This is a genomic window from Halanaerobium saccharolyticum, from assembly GCF_003259895.1.
Lineage (GTDB): Bacteria > Bacillota > Halanaerobiia > Halanaerobiales > Halanaerobiaceae > Halanaerobium > Halanaerobium saccharolyticum_A.
On sequence record NZ_QLME01000012.1, the window covers coordinates 1 to 17,318 of the forward strand.

The following is a 17,318-nucleotide window of genomic DNA, read 5'->3' on the forward strand; positions in this document are numbered from 1 at the left end:
GATTCTATTTTTTTATTCAAAAAAATTTGAACTAGATTTACTGTTTAAAGACTATCATAACTGGATTCGGTATTTTTACTTGCCGAATTCAAGTTTAATAAGGTTGAATTAACTTTATGAATAGTGGTTAAGATAAAAAAATTAAGTTGATGTAATTAATTTTGGTTTGAAGGGAGTTAAAAAGATGAATTTAAAGCCAATGAAAGAACTTCTACAGGAAGCACACAAAAAGAATTATGCTGTAGGTGCATTTAATATCAATAATATGGAATTTTTACAGGCTTTTGTTGCTGGTGCAGAAAAAATGAATGCCCCTTTAATATTACAGGTAAGTGAAAGAATTATTCCTTACATAGGTCTGGATAATGTGAGCAAAATGACAGAAGCAATTATTAAAGATGTATCGATTCCAGTGGCTCTGCATTTAGATCATGGAAGTAAATTCACTACTATTATGGAGGCAATTAAAGTTGGATTTTCTTCTGTAATGATTGATGCTTCAACAAAAGAATTTAAGGAAAACATAAAACTAACTAAAAAAGTTGTAGAAGCAGCTCACAGTGTTGGAGTAAGTGTAGAGGCAGAACTTGGTACAATTGCTGGTACTGAAGATGGTCATACCATTGAGGAAAAAAATGCTATGTATACAAATCCTGATAAAGCAAAAGAATTTGTAGAGAAAACAGGTGTTGATGCTCTTGCAGTTGCAGTTGGTACAGCTCATGGAGTTTATAAGGGAAAGCCTGAATTAGATTTTGAACGACTTGAGAAAATAAAAAAGTTACTGGATATGCCTCTTGTTCTACATGGAGCTTCTGGGGTTTCTGATCAGGATTTAATGACAGCTGTTAAATGTGGTGTAAATAAAGTTAATTTTAATACTGATTTTCAGCAGGCATTCACTAAAAGAGTTAAAGAAATTTTGGCAGCAGACCCGGAAGTTTATGATGTTCATACTTATTGTGGACCGGGTAGAGATGCAGTAATTGAAAAAGTAAAAGAAAAAATAAGAATACTGGGTAGTTTTAATAAAAGTTATCTAAAATAATGAATTTAAGTATTTAATTTTTAGAGAATATAATCCAAAAATTATGTTTTTAAGTTTAAAGTATTATGTAAAGAAAACAATTTTAAGATAGTTATGGTAACAGTGCAGCAGCAGTTAAAAATTATTTTGTCGATATTCTACGGGTGAATAGCCAGTGTGCTTTTTAAATACCTGGCTAAAATAATTTGAACTTTTATAACCAATCTTTTCTGATATTTCATAAATCTTCAGTTGAGAATTTAGCAACAGTTCTTTAGCTTTTTTTATTCGAATTTCAGTTAAATAATTAAGAATTGTTTTATCCATTCTTTCTTTAAAAATATTGGCCAAATAATTTGGAGAAAGGTATACATGATCTGCAATTTCGTCTAAAGATAAGTCATTATAATAATTATTGTCGATATAATCACAAACACTTTTAATATAATTTTCTTTTTCAATTTTTTTTCTGCTGCTCACACTTTCGCTAATTTGCTCAATAAATTTCATTATATAATTTTCTAATTCATTTAAATTATTGCAGTTTTGAATTTTATTTTCAAGTTCTAAAATCTCTAAATGATAGTTCCATTCAACAGCCATTTTAGAAAGACTATATATTAGTTGAAGACAGGACCTTTTTAGAAAATCAGGATTTTTTTTATCCAAATTGTCATGAAATAAGAAGAATTTTTTTGTTTTTTGGTTTATATTCGAAGAATCCCCAATTTTTAAGGCAGTAATAATTTCTTCTTCAATCTTAAAAGGATAATTTAATTTCTTGTCTTTTTGGGGATTAAAATCTTTAAATAAATAAACTTCACCTGCTCCATAAAAAATTTGATATTCTAAAGCTTCTAGAGCTTCTTTATATGAACTAGAGATTTGCTCAGGGTCCTGATACAAATTACCTATCCCAATAGTTAGTTTTCTGTTGAAAATTTTCATTGAATAGATGATAATCCTCTTTGCAGCTTGAACTAATTCTCTATTCACAGCTGCTGAAGTTTTACTCTGATCATAATTTAAGATAATAATATATTTATCCGGATAACTATCAATAATTTCTTTTTTATATTCCTTTAATAGCTCATTTTTTAGAGTATCTTTAATTCCTAATCTTTCAATAGCTTTAATTTTACATTTAAATTCAATTGCAATTACTACAAAGTTATTATCATTTAGATTGAAATCCAGATAGTTATTTTCTGTTTTCATTTTTTGAAAACTTAAGCGTTTTGCCAGAAGATAATCTAAAAACCTTTCTTTAATCATTGGCTTGAATTGCTCTAATTGTTCTTGATAAACTTTGTAATTTTTTCTTTGTTCTCTCTCTTTTTTTATTTTTTCGGTTAGTTTAGTTAGTATTTCACTAAGTTTATCAAATTGAATAGGTTTTAATAGATAATCGAAAGCTTTATTTCTAATAGCTTTTTGTACATAATCAAAATCATCATAACCACTTAAGATAATTGATTTAACATGGGGAATGATTTTCTGAGCTTCCTTAATTAATTTGAGCCCATCAATTCTTGCCATATAAATATCAGTTATGATTATATCAACCGGATGTTTTTGAATTAATTCTAGAGCTATATCTCCATCTTCAGCTTCTGCAATAACCTGAATATTATATTTTTCCCAGTCGACACTCATTTTTAGAGCTTTTCTAACTCTTTTTTCGTCATCAACAATTATTAGATTATACATTTTAATTAACTCCTTTTTCAGTAATTGGTAAAGTGATTGTTACAATTGCTCCTCCGGTTTTTTGGGAATTATAAATTATAAGCCCATAATCTTTACCGTGATATAATTCGATTCTGCGTCTAACATTATTTAATCCATAGCCATTTTTGCTATTTCTGGTATTAAATTTTTTAATGAATTCATTTCTAAAACCACTTCCGTCATCTATTATCTGGAGAATTATTTTATTATTATCTTTAAAAGCTTTTATTAAGATATGTCCCTTTGATTTGTTAAATTTAAATCCATGTTTAAGTGAGTTTTCTATTAGAGGTTGAAGAATTATTTTAACACATCTATAATTATAGATGTTTTCATCTATTTCAAAACTATATTCAAATTTATCTGGAAATCTTAACTTTTGAATATTAATATAATTTTTAACATGATTAATTTCTTCTTTAATTGTATAGCATTCCTTACCTTTATTAAGGCCAAGCCTGAAAAATTGAGATAAAGAAATACACATTTCTGCAATCTCGTCATATTCACCAGTTTTTGTCATTAAAGAGATTGAATCCAGAGTATTATAAAGAAAATGGGGGTTAATCTGCTGCTGGAGAGCAGATAACTCAAGTTTTCTTATTTCTTCCTGATCTTCTTTTACTTTTCTCATTAATTTTTTAAGTTCAGCAATCATATTATTAAATTCTTTTGTTAGCACACCAATTTCATCATTTGCTTTGATTTCTAATTTTGTATCAAGATTACCATCCTTAATTTCCTGCATTTTATTTACCAGCTTATTTAATGGATGGAGCTGCCATCTCATTGTTATATAAATGATGAAGAAAGTTAAAATAATAGCTGCTATTAGAATAATAATATTGATAGTTCTAATTTTTTCAGCTGGAGCAAAAACATTACTTTTTTCCAGCTCTCCAACTAAATAAAGATTTTTATCAGCAATTTTATCTATAATTAAAAACTCTTCGTTATAAATATTATTAACAGGGAAAGTATTATTATTAATATTATTTATAATATTTTTATTATAATTAAATGTTGCCAGCTTATCAGAATTCTGATTGCTAATTATTCTTTTATTTTGATTTAATATTGAAACATTATCTGAATAAGCTCCTATATTAAAGTTGATTTGCTGATTAAACTTATCCAGGGAAAGGCCAACAACTAAATATCCAATAATATTATCATTATAATTATGAATGGTATTTTTTATTAATAAATAAGGAGAATTATTAAAATACTTGATTGAATTTAAATCTTTACCCCTGTAATCTTTCTCTGATAATTGAGTTCCTCGTTGTTTATTTGTGAAATTAGGAATGCTTTCTCTATAACTTTCTGCTACCACATAACCATTATTAAGAGTAATATAAAAAAAATCAACACTACTAACTGAATTTATTTCTGACCAACTAATGTTAGCAATATACCGTTCCAAATCGCTATTGATAATAGAATTTATTTTCAGTTGTTCTGAATTAACTTCAGAGATTAGATCTGAGTTATTAAGCAAATTTTGTGTTTTTATTAGCTGTTGGTAACGGAAATTTACAATTTCTAAGTATGTTATAACAGAATCATTATTGGTAATTTTATTAGTGTTTTTTTCAATTTCATCAAAAAAATTATTAACTCTAATATTAAATAACGAAAATGTTGTCTGTATATTTGAGGTAACTTCATCCCGGATTATATTAGTAGTTAAAAAATAATTAGAAGTACTAACTACTATCATAATTAGTAATAAAATAATTATAACTATAATTGTTATTTTCCATCTTAATTTTAAATGATTAATCATTTTCATCCTCCAAATTATTTCTTTGAATTTATAAGAAAATAATATTTTATTAGTTTGTCTATTAATATTTATTCAAGGAAAAAGACCCTTTCCCTTTTAAATAAGTAAAATATTAATAAAATTAAGTCATTTATATTTACAAATATATTATTTATTTTTTAGAATATTAAGATATATAACTTTTCATAAGAATTTGATATTTACCACAACATTTTTAATTGTTAGAATTATTAGTGTAATAACAATATTAGAAAAAAGGGGTGAATCGATTGTCATCATTTATTATTAGGAGATTAATTTATATGGTTCCAACCATTCTGGTCTTATCTATTGTTGTTTTTGTTATTATTCAACTGCCACCAGGTGACTGGCTAACTTCTTACGTTGCTGGTATGAGAGCTGCTGGAGACGAGGTATCTCCAGAAAGAATAGACATTTTAAGAGAAAGGTATGGATTTGATCAGCCAATGCATGTTAAGTATTTTAAGTGGATTACTGGAATATTCCGGGGAGATTTTGGATTTTCTTTTAGCTGGAATAAGCCTGTAGGCGAGTTAATTTGGAGTAGGATGGGACTTACTTTGCTGGTTTCTATTAGTACTTTAATTTTCACCTGGATAGTTTCTTTTGCTATCGGTCTCTATTCGGCAACTCATCAATACTCAATAGGAGATTATCTAGCTACTTTTATAGGTTTCATTGGTCTGGCAACTCCCAATTTTATGCTTGCTTTAATTTTGATGTATTTAAGTTTTGAATTTTTTGGCTATAGTATTTCCGGGCTGTTTTCATATGAGTATGCAAATGCTCCCTGGAGTATTGCTAAATTAATTGACTTATTAAAACATCTCTGGATTCCAATTATAGTTAGTGGAACGGCAGGTACAGCCGGTTTGATTAGAATATTGAGAGCGAATTTACTGGATGAACTTGGTAAACCATATGTAGTTACAGCTAAAACTAAAGGAGTTTCAAATCTAAAGATTTTATTTAAATATCCTGTTCGAATTGCACTAATTCCATTTATCAGTACTGTGGGCTGGACCTTTGCTTCTTTAATCTCGGGAAGTGTTATTACAGCAATTGTTCTTAACTTACCGACAGCAGGTCCAATGTTACTGCAGGCTTTAAAAACTCAGGATATGTATTTAGCTGGAAGCTTTATTTTCTTTTTAAGTATCTTAACTGTTATTGGAACTTTAGTATCAGATATTTTATTAGCTATAGTTGATCCACGGATTCGTTATAAATAAGCTGGAGAAGGAGGGAAAGAATTGGAAGAAAAAAAAGCAGTAGTAAATGGAGAATTATTAGAAGACGAAGAAATATATATGTCTTCACAATGGGAACTAGTCTGGAAAAGATTCAAAAAACATAGATTGGCTATGATTGCTGTTGGAGTACTGGCAGTAATATATATCCTTTCAATTTTTTGTGGTTTCTTTTCTCCCTATGATCCTCATAACTATGATAAAGGTTATATGAATGCACCACCACAGAGAGCGCGCTTTTTTGATGAGGGAGAATTTAATTTAAGACCATTTGTTTATGGATATCAATCTACTCGTGACCCTGAAACATTTCGCGAAACTTTTACAATTGATAAAAGTAAAAAGTATCCAATCTACTTTTTTTATCGAGGAGATACATATAAATTCTTGGGTTTTTTCGAAACTGATATACATTTATTTGGAGTTAAGGAAGGTAAAATATTTTTAATGGGGGCCGACCCCATGGGCAGGGATCTATTTTCTAGAATTTTATATGGAGCTAGAATTTCAACTTCTATCGGTTTTGTTGGAGTTTTCTTAAGCTTTACTTTAGGTATTACTCTTGGCGGTATTTCTGGTTATTATGGTGGTTGGATAGATATGTTAATTCAGAGAACCATTGAATTTTTGAAAAGTATTCCAGATATTCCGCTCTGGATGGGTCTGGGAGCGGCATTACCATCTGACTGGGGTGTAATTCAGGTTTATTTTGCCATTACTCTTATTTTATCTTTAAAAGGCTGGACCGGGATGGCAAGAGAAGTGCGAAGTAAATTTATGTCATTAAAAGAAGAGGATTTTGTTATGTCAGCTGAATTAATTGGAGCAAGCAAATTCAGGATTATTCTTCATCATATGCTACCTTCATTTCTAAGCCACATAATTGCAAGTTTGTCTTTAGCAATTCCAAGAATGATCTTAGGAGAAACTTCCTTAAGTTTCTTAGGATTGGGAATTAGACCACCTGCAATAAGTTGGGGATCTTTGTTACAGAGTGCTCAAAAGGTGAGAGTTATTTCGATGGCGCCGTGGCTGCTGCTTCCTGGAATTTTTGTAATTATTACTGTACTTGCCTTTAATTTTCTTGGTGATGGGCTTAGAGATGCAGCTGATCCTTATTCCTGATAAATATTTATTAAGAGAGTGGGTGGTGATAGTTTGAGTAAATTATTAGAAGTAAAAAATTTAACTGTGAATTTTAATACAGCAGAAGGTATAGTTCGTGCTGTCCGTGGTGTTGATTTTGAAGTTGATAAAAACCAGGTGCTGGGTATAGTTGGAGAAAGTGGATGTGGTAAAAGTGTTACTGCAAGAGCTGTTTTAAATGTTCTTGCTAGTAACTCAGAAATCATGAATGGTGAGGTAATTTATCATAAAAATAATGAAAAAATAGATTTATTAAAACTGGACAAAGATGGTAAAGAAATTAGAAAGATTAGAGGTAAAGAAATTTCTATGATTTTTCAGGAACCTATGACCTCTTTTTCTCCTGTGCATACTGTAGGAAATCAGATTATGGAGGCTATTTTATTACATACAGGGCTGGATAAAAAAGAAGCAAGACAACGAGCAATTTCCATCTTGGAAGAGGTTGGTATTCCAGAAGCACAGAGTAGAATTGATGATTATCCCTATCAGTTGAGTGGTGGCATGCGACAGAGAGCAATGATTGCAATGGCTCTTTCTTGTGAACCAAGTTTACTATTGGCAGATGAGCCGACAACTGCCTTAGATGTTACAATTCAGGCACAAATACTTGATCTGATGCGGGATATGAAAGAAGAATTTGGAATGTCAATAATAATTATTACTCATGACATTGGAGTAATTGCAGAAATAGCTGATCAGGTTGCAGTAATGTATTTAGGTAGAGTGGTGGAAGAGGCTTCAGTAGATGATATTTTCTATGATCCCAAACATCCTTATACTAGAGCCCTTTTAAAATCAATTCCTAAAATAACTAAGAAAGATCAAAAAGAAAAATTACTTTCAATTGAAGGGACTGTACCTGATGCTTATAATATCCCGAGTGGATGTACTTTTCATAATCGCTGTGAAGAATACATGGCAGGTAGATGCGATAAAATCCAGCCTGAGTTAATTGAAATCTCACCTTCCCATAAGGTTGCCTGTTTACTATATGAAAAAGAGGGTGATTAAAGTGAAAAGAAAAAAAATATTGAAAATAAAAAAGCTAAAAAAATATTTTCCTATAGAAAAAGGTTTTTTTAAGAAAACAGTTGCTCAGGTTAAGGCCGTAAATAATGTTAATCTTGATATATATGAAGGAGAAACTTTAGGATTAGTTGGAGAAAGCGGCTGTGGTAAGACAACATTTGGTAGAACAATTTTGCGCGCTATTGAACCAACAGCTGGTGAAATTGAATTTTTAAAAGATGGTGAATATGTAGATATCATAAAAGCTGATAAACAGCAGTTAAAAAAGTTGAGACGAGATATGCAGCTTATTTTTCAGGATCCATATTCCTCACTTAATCCAAGAATGACTGTTAAAGATTTAGTGGGGGAACCACTGGTGGTAAATAAATTAGCATCTGGTCAGGAACTTCAGGATAGGATTATTGATTTGCTGCGAAAAGTTGATTTAAGACCTGAATATATGGATCGATATCCACATGCATTTAGTGGGGGACAGAGACAGAGAATAGGAATTGCCAGGGTTTTATCTTTAAATCCTCGTTTTATAGTAGCAGATGAAGCAGTTTCTGCTCTTGATGTTTCTATTCAGGCCCAGATCATTAATCTACTGGAAGAACTTCAGCAGGAATTTAATTTAACTTATTTATTTATTGCTCATGACTTAAGTGTAGTTAAACATATCTGTGATAGAATTGCAGTAATGTATCTAGGTAGGGTTGTTGAAGTTGCAGAAAGTGATGAGCTATTTATGAATACTCTGCATCCATATACAGAGGCACTTTTATCGGCAGTACCGATTACTGATCCTAGAGCTCAAGGAAAAAAAATTAAATTGGAAGGTGAAGTGCCCAGTCCAATTAACATTCCCAGTGGGTGCAATTTCTATAACCGCTGTAATTATGCGGAAAAAAAATGTGAAAAAGAAGAGCCAGAATTGAAGAATTTAGGAAGTGAAGAAAATGAACATTATGTAGCCTGTCATTTTGCTTCTCAGCTTGATCTGAGAGAAGCTTTTGATTATTAAATTAAATTACTGTTAAGAAAGGAGGATGGATAGTTACCTTAGTTCGTTTATTACTAAAAATTATTAAGGGGGATATATTAATGAAAATGAGAAAAAGCTTAATTTTAGTTATGGTTTTATCTTTATTGATAGGTTTAACTGGTAGTGGCCAGGCTTCCTGGTATGGTTTGGAAGGAATGTATTCGGATTCTGCCGTTTTATTCAGTACACCTGAAGAATATGAAGAAGAAACAGGTAATCAAGTTGGGAATTATAATGAAGCGCCTATTTTAAAAGAAATGGTAGAAAATGGTGAAATTGACACTATTAAAGAGCGCTTACCAAAAGAACCAGCAGTATTTTTACCAGCTGAGTCAATAGGTAATTATGGGGGGACAATTAAAAGAACCTGGGCGGGTCCTTCCGATCACTGGGGTTTAAGAAAGCTGATTGGAGAAAGATTTGTAACAGGTGGTCCAGATGGATTAATTTATCCAAATGTGGCTAAAAGTTGGGAAATTATTGATGAGGGGAAAGCTTATATTTTTCATTTAAGAGAAGGAATGAAATGGTCTGACGGTGCCCCAGTTACAGCTGATGATGCTATGTTCTGGTGGGAAATTAATACTGATACAGATTTAGAGGGTCCTCCCCACAGCACATTCAGAGTTGGTGGTGAAACAGCTAAATGGGAAAAACTTGATGACTACAGTTTTAAAATAACTTTTGCCGAGCCAAATGCTACTTTTTTAGAGTTTCTTGCTTCTGAAGGTAGAGCTCGTTTATTGGCGCCAAAACATTATTTAAAACAATATTATCCAAGATATAATTCAGAAGAAGAAGTTAAAAAGTTGGTTGAAGAGGCCGGTTATGACAGCTGGCAGCAGTTATTTGATTTTAAATTTCAGTGGCCAGATAAAAATCCTGACCGTCCTGTTATTACTGCCTGGTATTCTACAAATGACCCAAGTTCAACATATTTTGAATTAAAAAGAAATCCATATTACTGGAAGGTTGATACTGAAGGAAACCAGCTTCCATATATTGATGAAATGGTACACGAGATTGTAACTGATCCTGAAATGGTAGTTATGAGAGCTATCAGTGGAGAAATTGATTTTCAGGGTAGAGGATTTGTATTTTCTGATTACCCGTTATTAATGGAAAATAGAGATAAGGGTGGTTATGAAGTAATGGCTTTAGATACACCTGATGGAGGAACAACAATATATTTAAATACTACTCTGCAGGATGATGAAGTTAAAAGAGAACTTTTTGATAATGATAAATTCAGAAAGGCTTTATCACTGGCAGTAAATAGAGAAGAAATTAATGATATGTATAGTTTTGGACAAGGGGTAGTTCGTCAATCGGCTTTTCCACAGGCGAGTCCATTTTATGATAATGAATGGGCAAAAGCTTATGCAAAATTTAATATTGATCAGGCAAATAAAATGTTGGATGAACTGGGACTAGAAAAAGGTGAAGATGGAATTAGAGAAATGTCAGATAGTAGAGACTTAACTATTAATCTACTTGATAGTGATGGTATGAATGTCCCGGTTTTAGAGTTAGTAAAAGGTTACTGGGACCAGATTGGTGTTGAACTTTTAATTAATACTCCTGAACGTTCTCTATTCGAGACTCGTTTAGAGAATGGTAATTATGAAGCGCTTGTCTGGCATTTTGACAGTAGGGATAGACCTGATATTATGGCCAAAGGTTGGTCTCCCGATGGTAATAACAGATGGGCTGCTCCCTGGGGTCCACAGTACAGCATCTGGCTGCAAACTGATGGTGAGCAGGGTATAGAGCCTCCTGCAGGTGTTAAACGGATGAATGAAATTTTAAAAGAATTACCAGAAGTTACAGATTTTGAAAAAAGAAAAGAATTAATGGCTGAGGTGTCTAAATTCCACAGAGAACAGCTGTATCTTATTGGACTATCTGGTCCTGTTCCTGCTGTCTTTGTTTATGATGAAAATCTTGGTAATGTTACAGAATTCCCAAGAGGAGTTTTCTCACGTGATGTTGGTCTTTCATTCCCACAGCAGATATATTATAAAAACCAATAGTAAGATTATCAAATTTAGTTATTTAACTGTACTTTTCAGGATTAATTTTCTGGGAAGTACAGTTTTATAAAAAATGAAAGAGAGGAAATGAAAAAATGCCTGACAGCTATGATTTGATACTAAGAAAAATAAAAGGATCAATTTATGATCTAGCTATTAATTTAGATCATTGGGACAAACAGGAAATAGAATACCTTGCACCAAATGAATATGAAAAGATAGGCAAGAAAGAAATTATAAATCTTGGAGATGAATGGGATAATAGTGGTAAAAACTTTTATTTTTCCAAAGAGGTAAATCTTCCTAAATCAATGAGAAGAAAAAAAGTGTTTCTTGAGTTTGATATTGGTGGTGAAAGTGCCATTTATGTTAATGGGAAGCTTAAACGTGGATTAAATGAAGAATTAATTTTATTATCCAAACAGGCAAAAAAAAGTTATTTTCTTCAAATCGAAGCTACTTATCATATTCATGACTATAATCGTCATCAGCGTAAAACAGGTGAAAAATATTACCGACACTATTTTAAAAAGGCTAGAGTGGTTTTAATAAATGAAGCTGTAAAAAAATATTATTATTTATTAAAAAATACAATTGATAGTTATAGATTTATTAAAGATGATAATTATAAATATTTGCTGGCACAGGCTATTGAAAACTCTATAATGGCTGTAGATTTTCATGTTAATGAAAGAAAAAACTATTTAAAAATGATTCAAAAAGCAGATCATATTTTGAATAAAAATTTATCCCAAATTAAAACTAGTTATCCGGGTAAAGTATATTTTACTGCTAATTCTCATCTTGACCTGGCTTTTAAATGGCCTATCAAGGAAACTATTCGTAAGTGTAAAAGAACATTTTCAACAGCAGTTGAACTTATGGATCAGTATGATGATCTTTTTTTTGTTCAAAGTCAACCTTTATTGTACAGTTTTGCAAAAGATTATTATCCAGAACTTTTTGAAAAAATTAAAGCTAGAGTAAAAGAAGGACGCTGGGAATTAATTGGTGGAATGTGGGTAGAGGCAGACGCAAATTTGCCGTCAGGCGAATCTTTTGTTAGACAGCTTTTATATGGCCAGAAATTTTATCAGACTGAATTTGATCAGATCCCCAAAATTTGTTGGCTGCCTGATACTTTTGGTTTTACAACTTCTCTACCCCAAATTTTAAAAAAATCAGGTATTAATTACTTTGCAACTGCTAAGATTAGACAGAATACTGTTAACGAATTTCCCTATAATGCTTTTAAATGGGAGGGACTGGACGGCAGCCAGGTTCTGGCTTACTTCAGCACTCAAAGCTCTACAGCTGACATTGAAGCAGAGAAAATATATCAGAGTTGGCATAATCTAAAAGAAAAAAATGAAATTAAAAAGTCTTATTATGCTTATGGATACGGGGATGGTGGGGGTGGTGCTACATCAGAGATGATGGAAAACTTAAGCGCCATCAGAAAGAATCCAATTCTGCCAGAGGTTGAAACAGGAAAGCTTGAATCAGATATTAATAATTTAGATGCTGTTGCTGACAGATTACCTTTATGGAATGGTGAAATATATTTTGAGCGCCATCGAGGAACTTATACTTCACAGGCTTTAATTAAAAAGTATAATCGTCGATTAGAATACTTATATCGAGAGGCAGAACTAATATCCTCACTGGCAGAATTATTGGGCGCAGAAATTGATTTATCGAATTTAGAGTCTGGCTGGAAAAAACTGCTTGCAAATCAATTTCATGATATACTACCTGGTTCCTGTATTAAGGAAGCTGTTAGTGATGCCTATCAATATTATCAGGAAGCAGAAAAAATAGTAGAAGAAGTTATTGAAGCCTCTTATAATTATTTGATATGTCATTCTGGTTCAGAAGAAGCAGAAAATGATTTATTTGTTTTTAATCCCTTCAGTTATTCCAGAAGTGATCTGATCGAATTTAACTTAACTGAAGTTCAGATGCGAAAAGATTTTGATGCATTAAAAAGTGAACTGGGCGAAATTGTGGAAGTTCAAAAAGATGGTAATAAATATTATTTTAAGGATACAGTTCCAGCACTGGGATATAAAAAATATAAATTTGTTAAAGTAGATATTCAGAATGAAATAGAAGATCCGAGAAAAGAGTTTGTTCTGGAGAATGAATTTTTGAAAGTTGTAATTAATGGTGAAGGAAATCTGGCCGGTATTTATGATAAAAGATTTAAGAGAGAAATTCTAGCAGCTAAAGAAGCAAATTTATTTGAGTTATTTAAAGAAACGCCCTGTTATTATGATGCCTGGGATCTTAATATAAAGGAATCAGATAAAGTAATTATTAATAATCTGGAAGAAATTAAATATCAGGTTCAGGGACCAGTTTATGATTCTATCTTAATCAAAAAGAGATATCAGGAAACTGTAATTGAACAGGAAATTATTTTAGCTAAAAAAAGCAGCCGGATTGATTTCAAAACAAAAGTAAACTGGCAGGAAAGACAAAAATTATTAAAAGTTTCTTTTCCACTTGCTCTGAATACTAATAAAGCAAATTATGATATTGCTTTTGGTAATCTGGAAAGATCAACCACAAATAATACAAAGTGGGAACAGGCTCAGTTTGAAGTTCCAGCTCATAAATGGGCAGATCTCTCAGAATATAATTATGGAGTTAGTTTATTAAATGATTGCAAATATGGTTATGATATAAAAAATAATATAATGAGATTAACTTTACTTAAAGGTGGAATTTATCCAGATCCAGAAGCAGATTTGGGAAAACATAAATTTGTTTATTCACTATATCTTCATCAGGGAGATTTTAGAAAGGGTAAGACCATTGAAGAAGCGACAAATATAAATACGCCTTTAAAAGCCAGGGTGATTGAGAATAGAATTAGTAATCAGCTTGCTGGTAATTCAACTTTAATTAAGATTAAAGGAGATAATTTAATTTTATCTGCTTTTAAAAAATCTGAATTTGATCAGGATTATATTTTAAGAGTTTATGATAGTTATGGACAGAGAAATAAGAGCACGGTTTCATTTTTTAAAGAATTGTGGCAGGTTAAAGAGGTTAATTTAATGGAAAGAGATATGAAAACAGATAATGAGATTATAATTAAAGATAGTAAAAGTTTTACTTTTGAAATTAAACCATATGAAATTAAAACATTTAAAATATCTTTCAAAAAATAATAGAGGTGAAAATATTGAAAAATATAAAAGCGATTTTCCTGGATTTAGGAGATGTCATAATGGAAGAAGCAACAGAAGTTAAGGATGAGAACGGGGTTACACTGAGTGCTGAATTAATTCCCGGAGCTAAAGAAGCAGTTAAGCAGATTAAAGAAATGGGTTATACTCTAGCTCTGGTAGCTGATACTTATGTTGGAACCTATAATAATGTGCTAAAAGCTCATGATCTTTTTGCTTATTTTGATGCTTTTGCGATCTCTGATGAAGTTGGATGTTTAAAACCTGATCCGCGAATGTTTAAAAAAGCTCTAGATGATTTAGAGATAACTGAAGCTGATTATAACAGGGTAATTATGGTGGGAAATAATTTAGAAAGAGATATTGCTGGAGCCAATCGGGTTGGACTGATAACTGTCTGGAGTAACTGGAATGATAATGATGGTTATAAAGAAAAACCTGAAAAAGAGTTGGAATTTCCAGATTATGAAATTGGAATCCTGACTGAAATTATTGCCCTGCTGCCAGAAATTGAAGAAAGTTTAGATCATGAAAAATAAAGAAGAATTAGAAATGGCAAAGAAATATGCGCCCAGAATATTTTTTGATACCAGGGAACCTTTTCTGCCAGAATTTGTGGGTTATACTGTAGTTAAAAATAATAATATTAAATCTCCTTCTTTTCAGCGGCAGTTAATAGCTGAAGAAAATAGTTTTATAATCGAATATGCAATTTACTGGGACTGGGATATTGGACATCATTATGATTTAGAACATCTCTGGGTTAAGGTGAATTCAAAGGGAGAAGTTACTGCTTTTGAAGGTAGTGCTCATGGTCTGTATATCAATCTCTGGCCTTCACCTCCGAAATTGGAAACTTTAGTAAAAGCTTTAAAAAATAAGGATGCTAATCATAGATACTGTTCGGCGGCAGAAGCATCTAATCTTCCTGAGATATATAAATCAGGAGAGGGACTGATCTGTTATTCACAGCCCGGAAAACATGCTTTTGCACCAACCGGGGACTGGTACAGAAAACAGAAACAATTTGTAATAAAAGAATGTACAGAGAGAAGTGGTCATTCTGCTTTGATAGGTGGAGTATATGGAGAGCAGATTTTAAATAAGTATTGTGATTATCAGGATTTAGCTAGAAAATATTTGAAAGAAGCTTCTTTTACACCAACTTTAGAGTTTAACAATTTAGTAGATTTAAATAAAGATGTAGAGTTGATACCCTGGAATAAATTATATCAACTAATTCCAGAGCGTATAGATTACTGGATGCATAGGCTTAAAATTTTATATAAGTAGTGTATATTTAATTATGATTTTAATACATAAAAAGAGGTGTTAACTTTGATCAATCATTATCAGAAAGTACTAAAAAATGCGGAAGAACTTGTAGCAGATCTACTTAAAATGCAGGTTTTAGAAGCAAATAAAAGAGATCACGGTGGATTACAGAACTTGGAAAACAAAATTGTTTCTCCTAAGTTCTCAATTTATGGACTAAAAACAATGAGTTCAGTTTATTATAATCAGGATTCAATTTATTATAAAGATCAAGACTTATTTAATTCTATCAAAATACTTTTAAATTATATTGAGAATGTTCAGCGGGAAGATGGAACATTTGATTATTTATCTGTTAATTTTTATTCTAGTCCAGATACAGCATTTATGGTCCAGAGACTCTGTATGTCTTATAAAATTATCGCTAAATTTTCTGTTACAGGTGCCGAACAACTAAAAAACATATTGGAAAGAGTTATTAAAAAAGCGGCTTTTGGCATGGCAGAGGGAGGTTTTCATACCCCCAATCACCGCTGGGTAATCTCCTCTGCTTTGATGATGGCTTATAATATATTAAAAATCGATGACTTTAAAATTAATGCTGAAAAATATTTGGGTGAGGGAATAGACTGTAATCAGGATGGTGAATTTACAGAAAGATCCACCGGTATTTATAATGTAGTAAATGATAACGCTTTAATTATTTTGGCAGAAGAAACAAAAGATTGGACCTTATTAGAACATGTTAAGAGAAATTTAAAAATGATGTTAAAATTTATTGAGCCTGATGGTACAATCTATACCGGAAATTCTACCCGCCAGGATAAAGGAGAAAAATATTATCCAGACAATTATTATCACTTATATTTATATATGGCAGATAAATTAAAAGATAAAGAGTTTTCGTATATGGCTCAAAAAATTATTGAAAGACCAAATAGAAATACAGATGTACAGTCTTTTGCTCAATCATTATATTTATTTATGCTTAATCCGGAATTAAAAGATTTTGATGTTCCAAATCAAGAAATAGAGAATAATTATGAAAAATTTTATCAGCAATCCGGGGTTTTACGGGTTAGAAGAGACAAGATGAGTTTTACTTTAAGTGAAAACAGTACTCAATTCTTTGAGTTTAAAGCGTTTTCTTTATCTTTAGCCTTAAAAATAAGTACTTCATTTTTTGAAATTGGTCAATTTAATCTAAATAAGGTTGATCAACAATGGCAGCGGGAGTCTAAAACCAGCAAAATTGTTAAAAAGGATGATATTTATCAGATGAGGTTTCATTCACATGGCACCTATTATCTTCCTTTTGAAAAAGGAAAAGAAGTCGAATGGGGAGAAATGAATTATGAACAGCGAAAAATAGGAAGAGAAGTTGATTTATATATAAATCTTAATTTTAAAGAAATTGAAAATGGTGTTGAAGTGAGTCTTAAGACTGAAGGATGTGATAGAGTTCCTCTTAAAGTGGAATTTGTGGTACCAGCGAATTCGGTTATTGAAGGAGACTCTTTTCTACTTAAAGGCAAGGCCGGGAATAGTCTGGCTGCTAAAAATGGAGAAATTAAAATTACTAAAGGAACAGATACTATAAAACTTGATTCTGCATTTGCAGAACATCTTTATACAGAAGACATGAGAGGAACTGAAAAGATGAGTGAACATCACTTCACCATTTTTTATACAGACTTTACTAATCTTGAAAAGAGTTTTTCTATAAAAAAGGTATAGTATGAATAATTTTAATTTTATGGACTTTAAAATAATAGAAAAATAGCTAACCG

12 protein-coding genes are annotated in these 17,318 nt (G+C 31.3%); 10 read left to right on the forward strand and 2 right to left on the reverse strand.

The window, feature by feature from the left end:
* The first annotated feature begins 184 nt into the window (after window positions 1-184).
* Window positions 185-1,048 carry a class II fructose-1,6-bisphosphate aldolase gene (gene fba, locus C7958_RS08830; RefSeq protein ID WP_111572317.1) on the forward strand — a complete coding sequence of 288 codons (864 nt, stop codon included), beginning with the start codon at window positions 185-187 and terminating at the stop codon, window positions 1,046-1,048.
* Between the two features lie 114 nt (window positions 1,049-1,162).
* Here fba and C7958_RS08835 read toward each other — a convergent pair whose 3' ends face one another.
* Together C7958_RS08835 and C7958_RS08840 are read right to left on the reverse strand one after the other, a co-directional pair.
* Entirely contained in the window at window positions 1,163-2,737 is a 1,575-nt protein-coding gene (locus tag C7958_RS08835) for a response regulator (protein WP_111572318.1), read from the reverse strand.
* 1 nt (window position 2,738) lies between these two features.
* Window positions 2,739-4,547 carry a cache domain-containing sensor histidine kinase gene (locus tag C7958_RS08840; RefSeq protein WP_166668499.1) on the reverse strand — a complete coding sequence of 603 codons (1,809 nt, stop codon included), beginning with the start codon at window positions 4,545-4,547 and terminating at the stop codon, window positions 2,739-2,741.
* A 269-nt stretch (window positions 4,548-4,816) separates the two neighbouring features.
* Here C7958_RS08840 and C7958_RS08845 point away from each other — a divergent pair, with 269 nt between their 5' ends.
* From C7958_RS08845 to C7958_RS08885, 9 genes are all read left to right on the forward strand, one after another.
* Window positions 4,817-5,800 (forward strand): ABC transporter permease subunit, encoded by a 984-nt coding sequence (locus tag C7958_RS08845; protein ID WP_111572320.1) that lies wholly within the window; start codon window positions 4,817-4,819, stop codon window positions 5,798-5,800.
* Between the two features lie 78 nt (window positions 5,801-5,878).
* Window positions 5,879-6,943 carry an ABC transporter permease subunit gene (locus C7958_RS08850; protein WP_111572385.1) on the forward strand — a complete coding sequence of 355 codons (1,065 nt, stop codon included), beginning with the start codon at window positions 5,879-5,881 and terminating at the stop codon, window positions 6,941-6,943.
* 33 nt (window positions 6,944-6,976) lie between these two features.
* On the forward strand, window positions 6,977-7,978 hold the full coding sequence (locus tag C7958_RS08855) for an ABC transporter ATP-binding protein (RefSeq protein ID WP_111572321.1): 1,002 nt from the start codon (window positions 6,977-6,979) through the stop codon (window positions 7,976-7,978).
* Between the two features lies 1 nt (window position 7,979).
* Window positions 7,980-9,002: an ABC transporter ATP-binding protein gene (locus tag C7958_RS08860; protein WP_309250759.1), complete on the forward strand. Its 1,023-nt coding sequence runs from the start codon at window positions 7,980-7,982 to the stop codon at window positions 9,000-9,002.
* A gap of 80 nt (window positions 9,003-9,082) precedes the next feature.
* Complete coding sequence (locus tag C7958_RS08865; RefSeq protein ID WP_111572323.1) at window positions 9,083-11,056, forward strand: ABC transporter substrate-binding protein; 1,974 nt, start codon at window positions 9,083-9,085, stop codon at window positions 11,054-11,056.
* 95 nt (window positions 11,057-11,151) lie between these two features.
* Window positions 11,152-14,235 (forward strand): alpha-mannosidase, encoded by a 3,084-nt coding sequence (locus C7958_RS08870; protein WP_111572324.1) that lies wholly within the window; start codon window positions 11,152-11,154, stop codon window positions 14,233-14,235.
* 5 nt (window positions 14,236-14,240) lie between these two features.
* Entirely contained in the window at window positions 14,241-14,792 is a 552-nt protein-coding gene (locus C7958_RS08875) for an HAD family hydrolase (RefSeq protein WP_258394135.1), read from the forward strand.
* Window positions 14,782-15,546 carry a hypothetical protein gene (locus C7958_RS08880; RefSeq protein WP_111572326.1) on the forward strand — a complete coding sequence of 255 codons (765 nt, stop codon included), beginning with the start codon at window positions 14,782-14,784 and terminating at the stop codon, window positions 15,544-15,546. Before C7958_RS08875 ends, C7958_RS08880 begins: the two co-directional genes overlap by 11 nt.
* A gap of 45 nt (window positions 15,547-15,591) precedes the next feature.
* Window positions 15,592-17,265 (forward strand): hypothetical protein, encoded by a 1,674-nt coding sequence (locus C7958_RS08885; protein WP_111572327.1) that lies wholly within the window; start codon window positions 15,592-15,594, stop codon window positions 17,263-17,265.
* Window positions 17,266-17,318 lie beyond the last annotated feature (53 nt).

Bases quoted from the DNA above. Each gene is read 5' to 3' on its own strand.
- C7958_RS08865 (WP_111572323.1), top strand. From the start codon at position 9,083: ATGAAAATGAGAAAAAGCTTAATTTTAGTTATGGTTTTATCTTTATTG.
- C7958_RS08850 (WP_111572385.1), top strand. From the start codon at position 5,879: ATGTCTTCACAATGGGAACTAGTCTGGAAAAGATTCAAAAAACATAGA.
- fba (WP_111572317.1), top strand. From the start codon at position 185: ATGAATTTAAAGCCAATGAAAGAACTTCTACAGGAAGCACACAAAAAG.
- C7958_RS08835 (WP_111572318.1), bottom strand. From the start codon at position 2,737: ATGTATAATCTAATAATTGTTGATGACGAAAAAAGAGTTAGAAAAGCT.
- C7958_RS08840 (WP_166668499.1), bottom strand. From the start codon at position 4,547: ATGATTAATCATTTAAAATTAAGATGGAAAATAACAATTATAGTTATA.
- C7958_RS08870 (WP_111572324.1), top strand. From the start codon at position 11,152: ATGCCTGACAGCTATGATTTGATACTAAGAAAAATAAAAGGATCAATT.
- C7958_RS08880 (WP_111572326.1), top strand. From the start codon at position 14,782: ATGAAAAATAAAGAAGAATTAGAAATGGCAAAGAAATATGCGCCCAGA.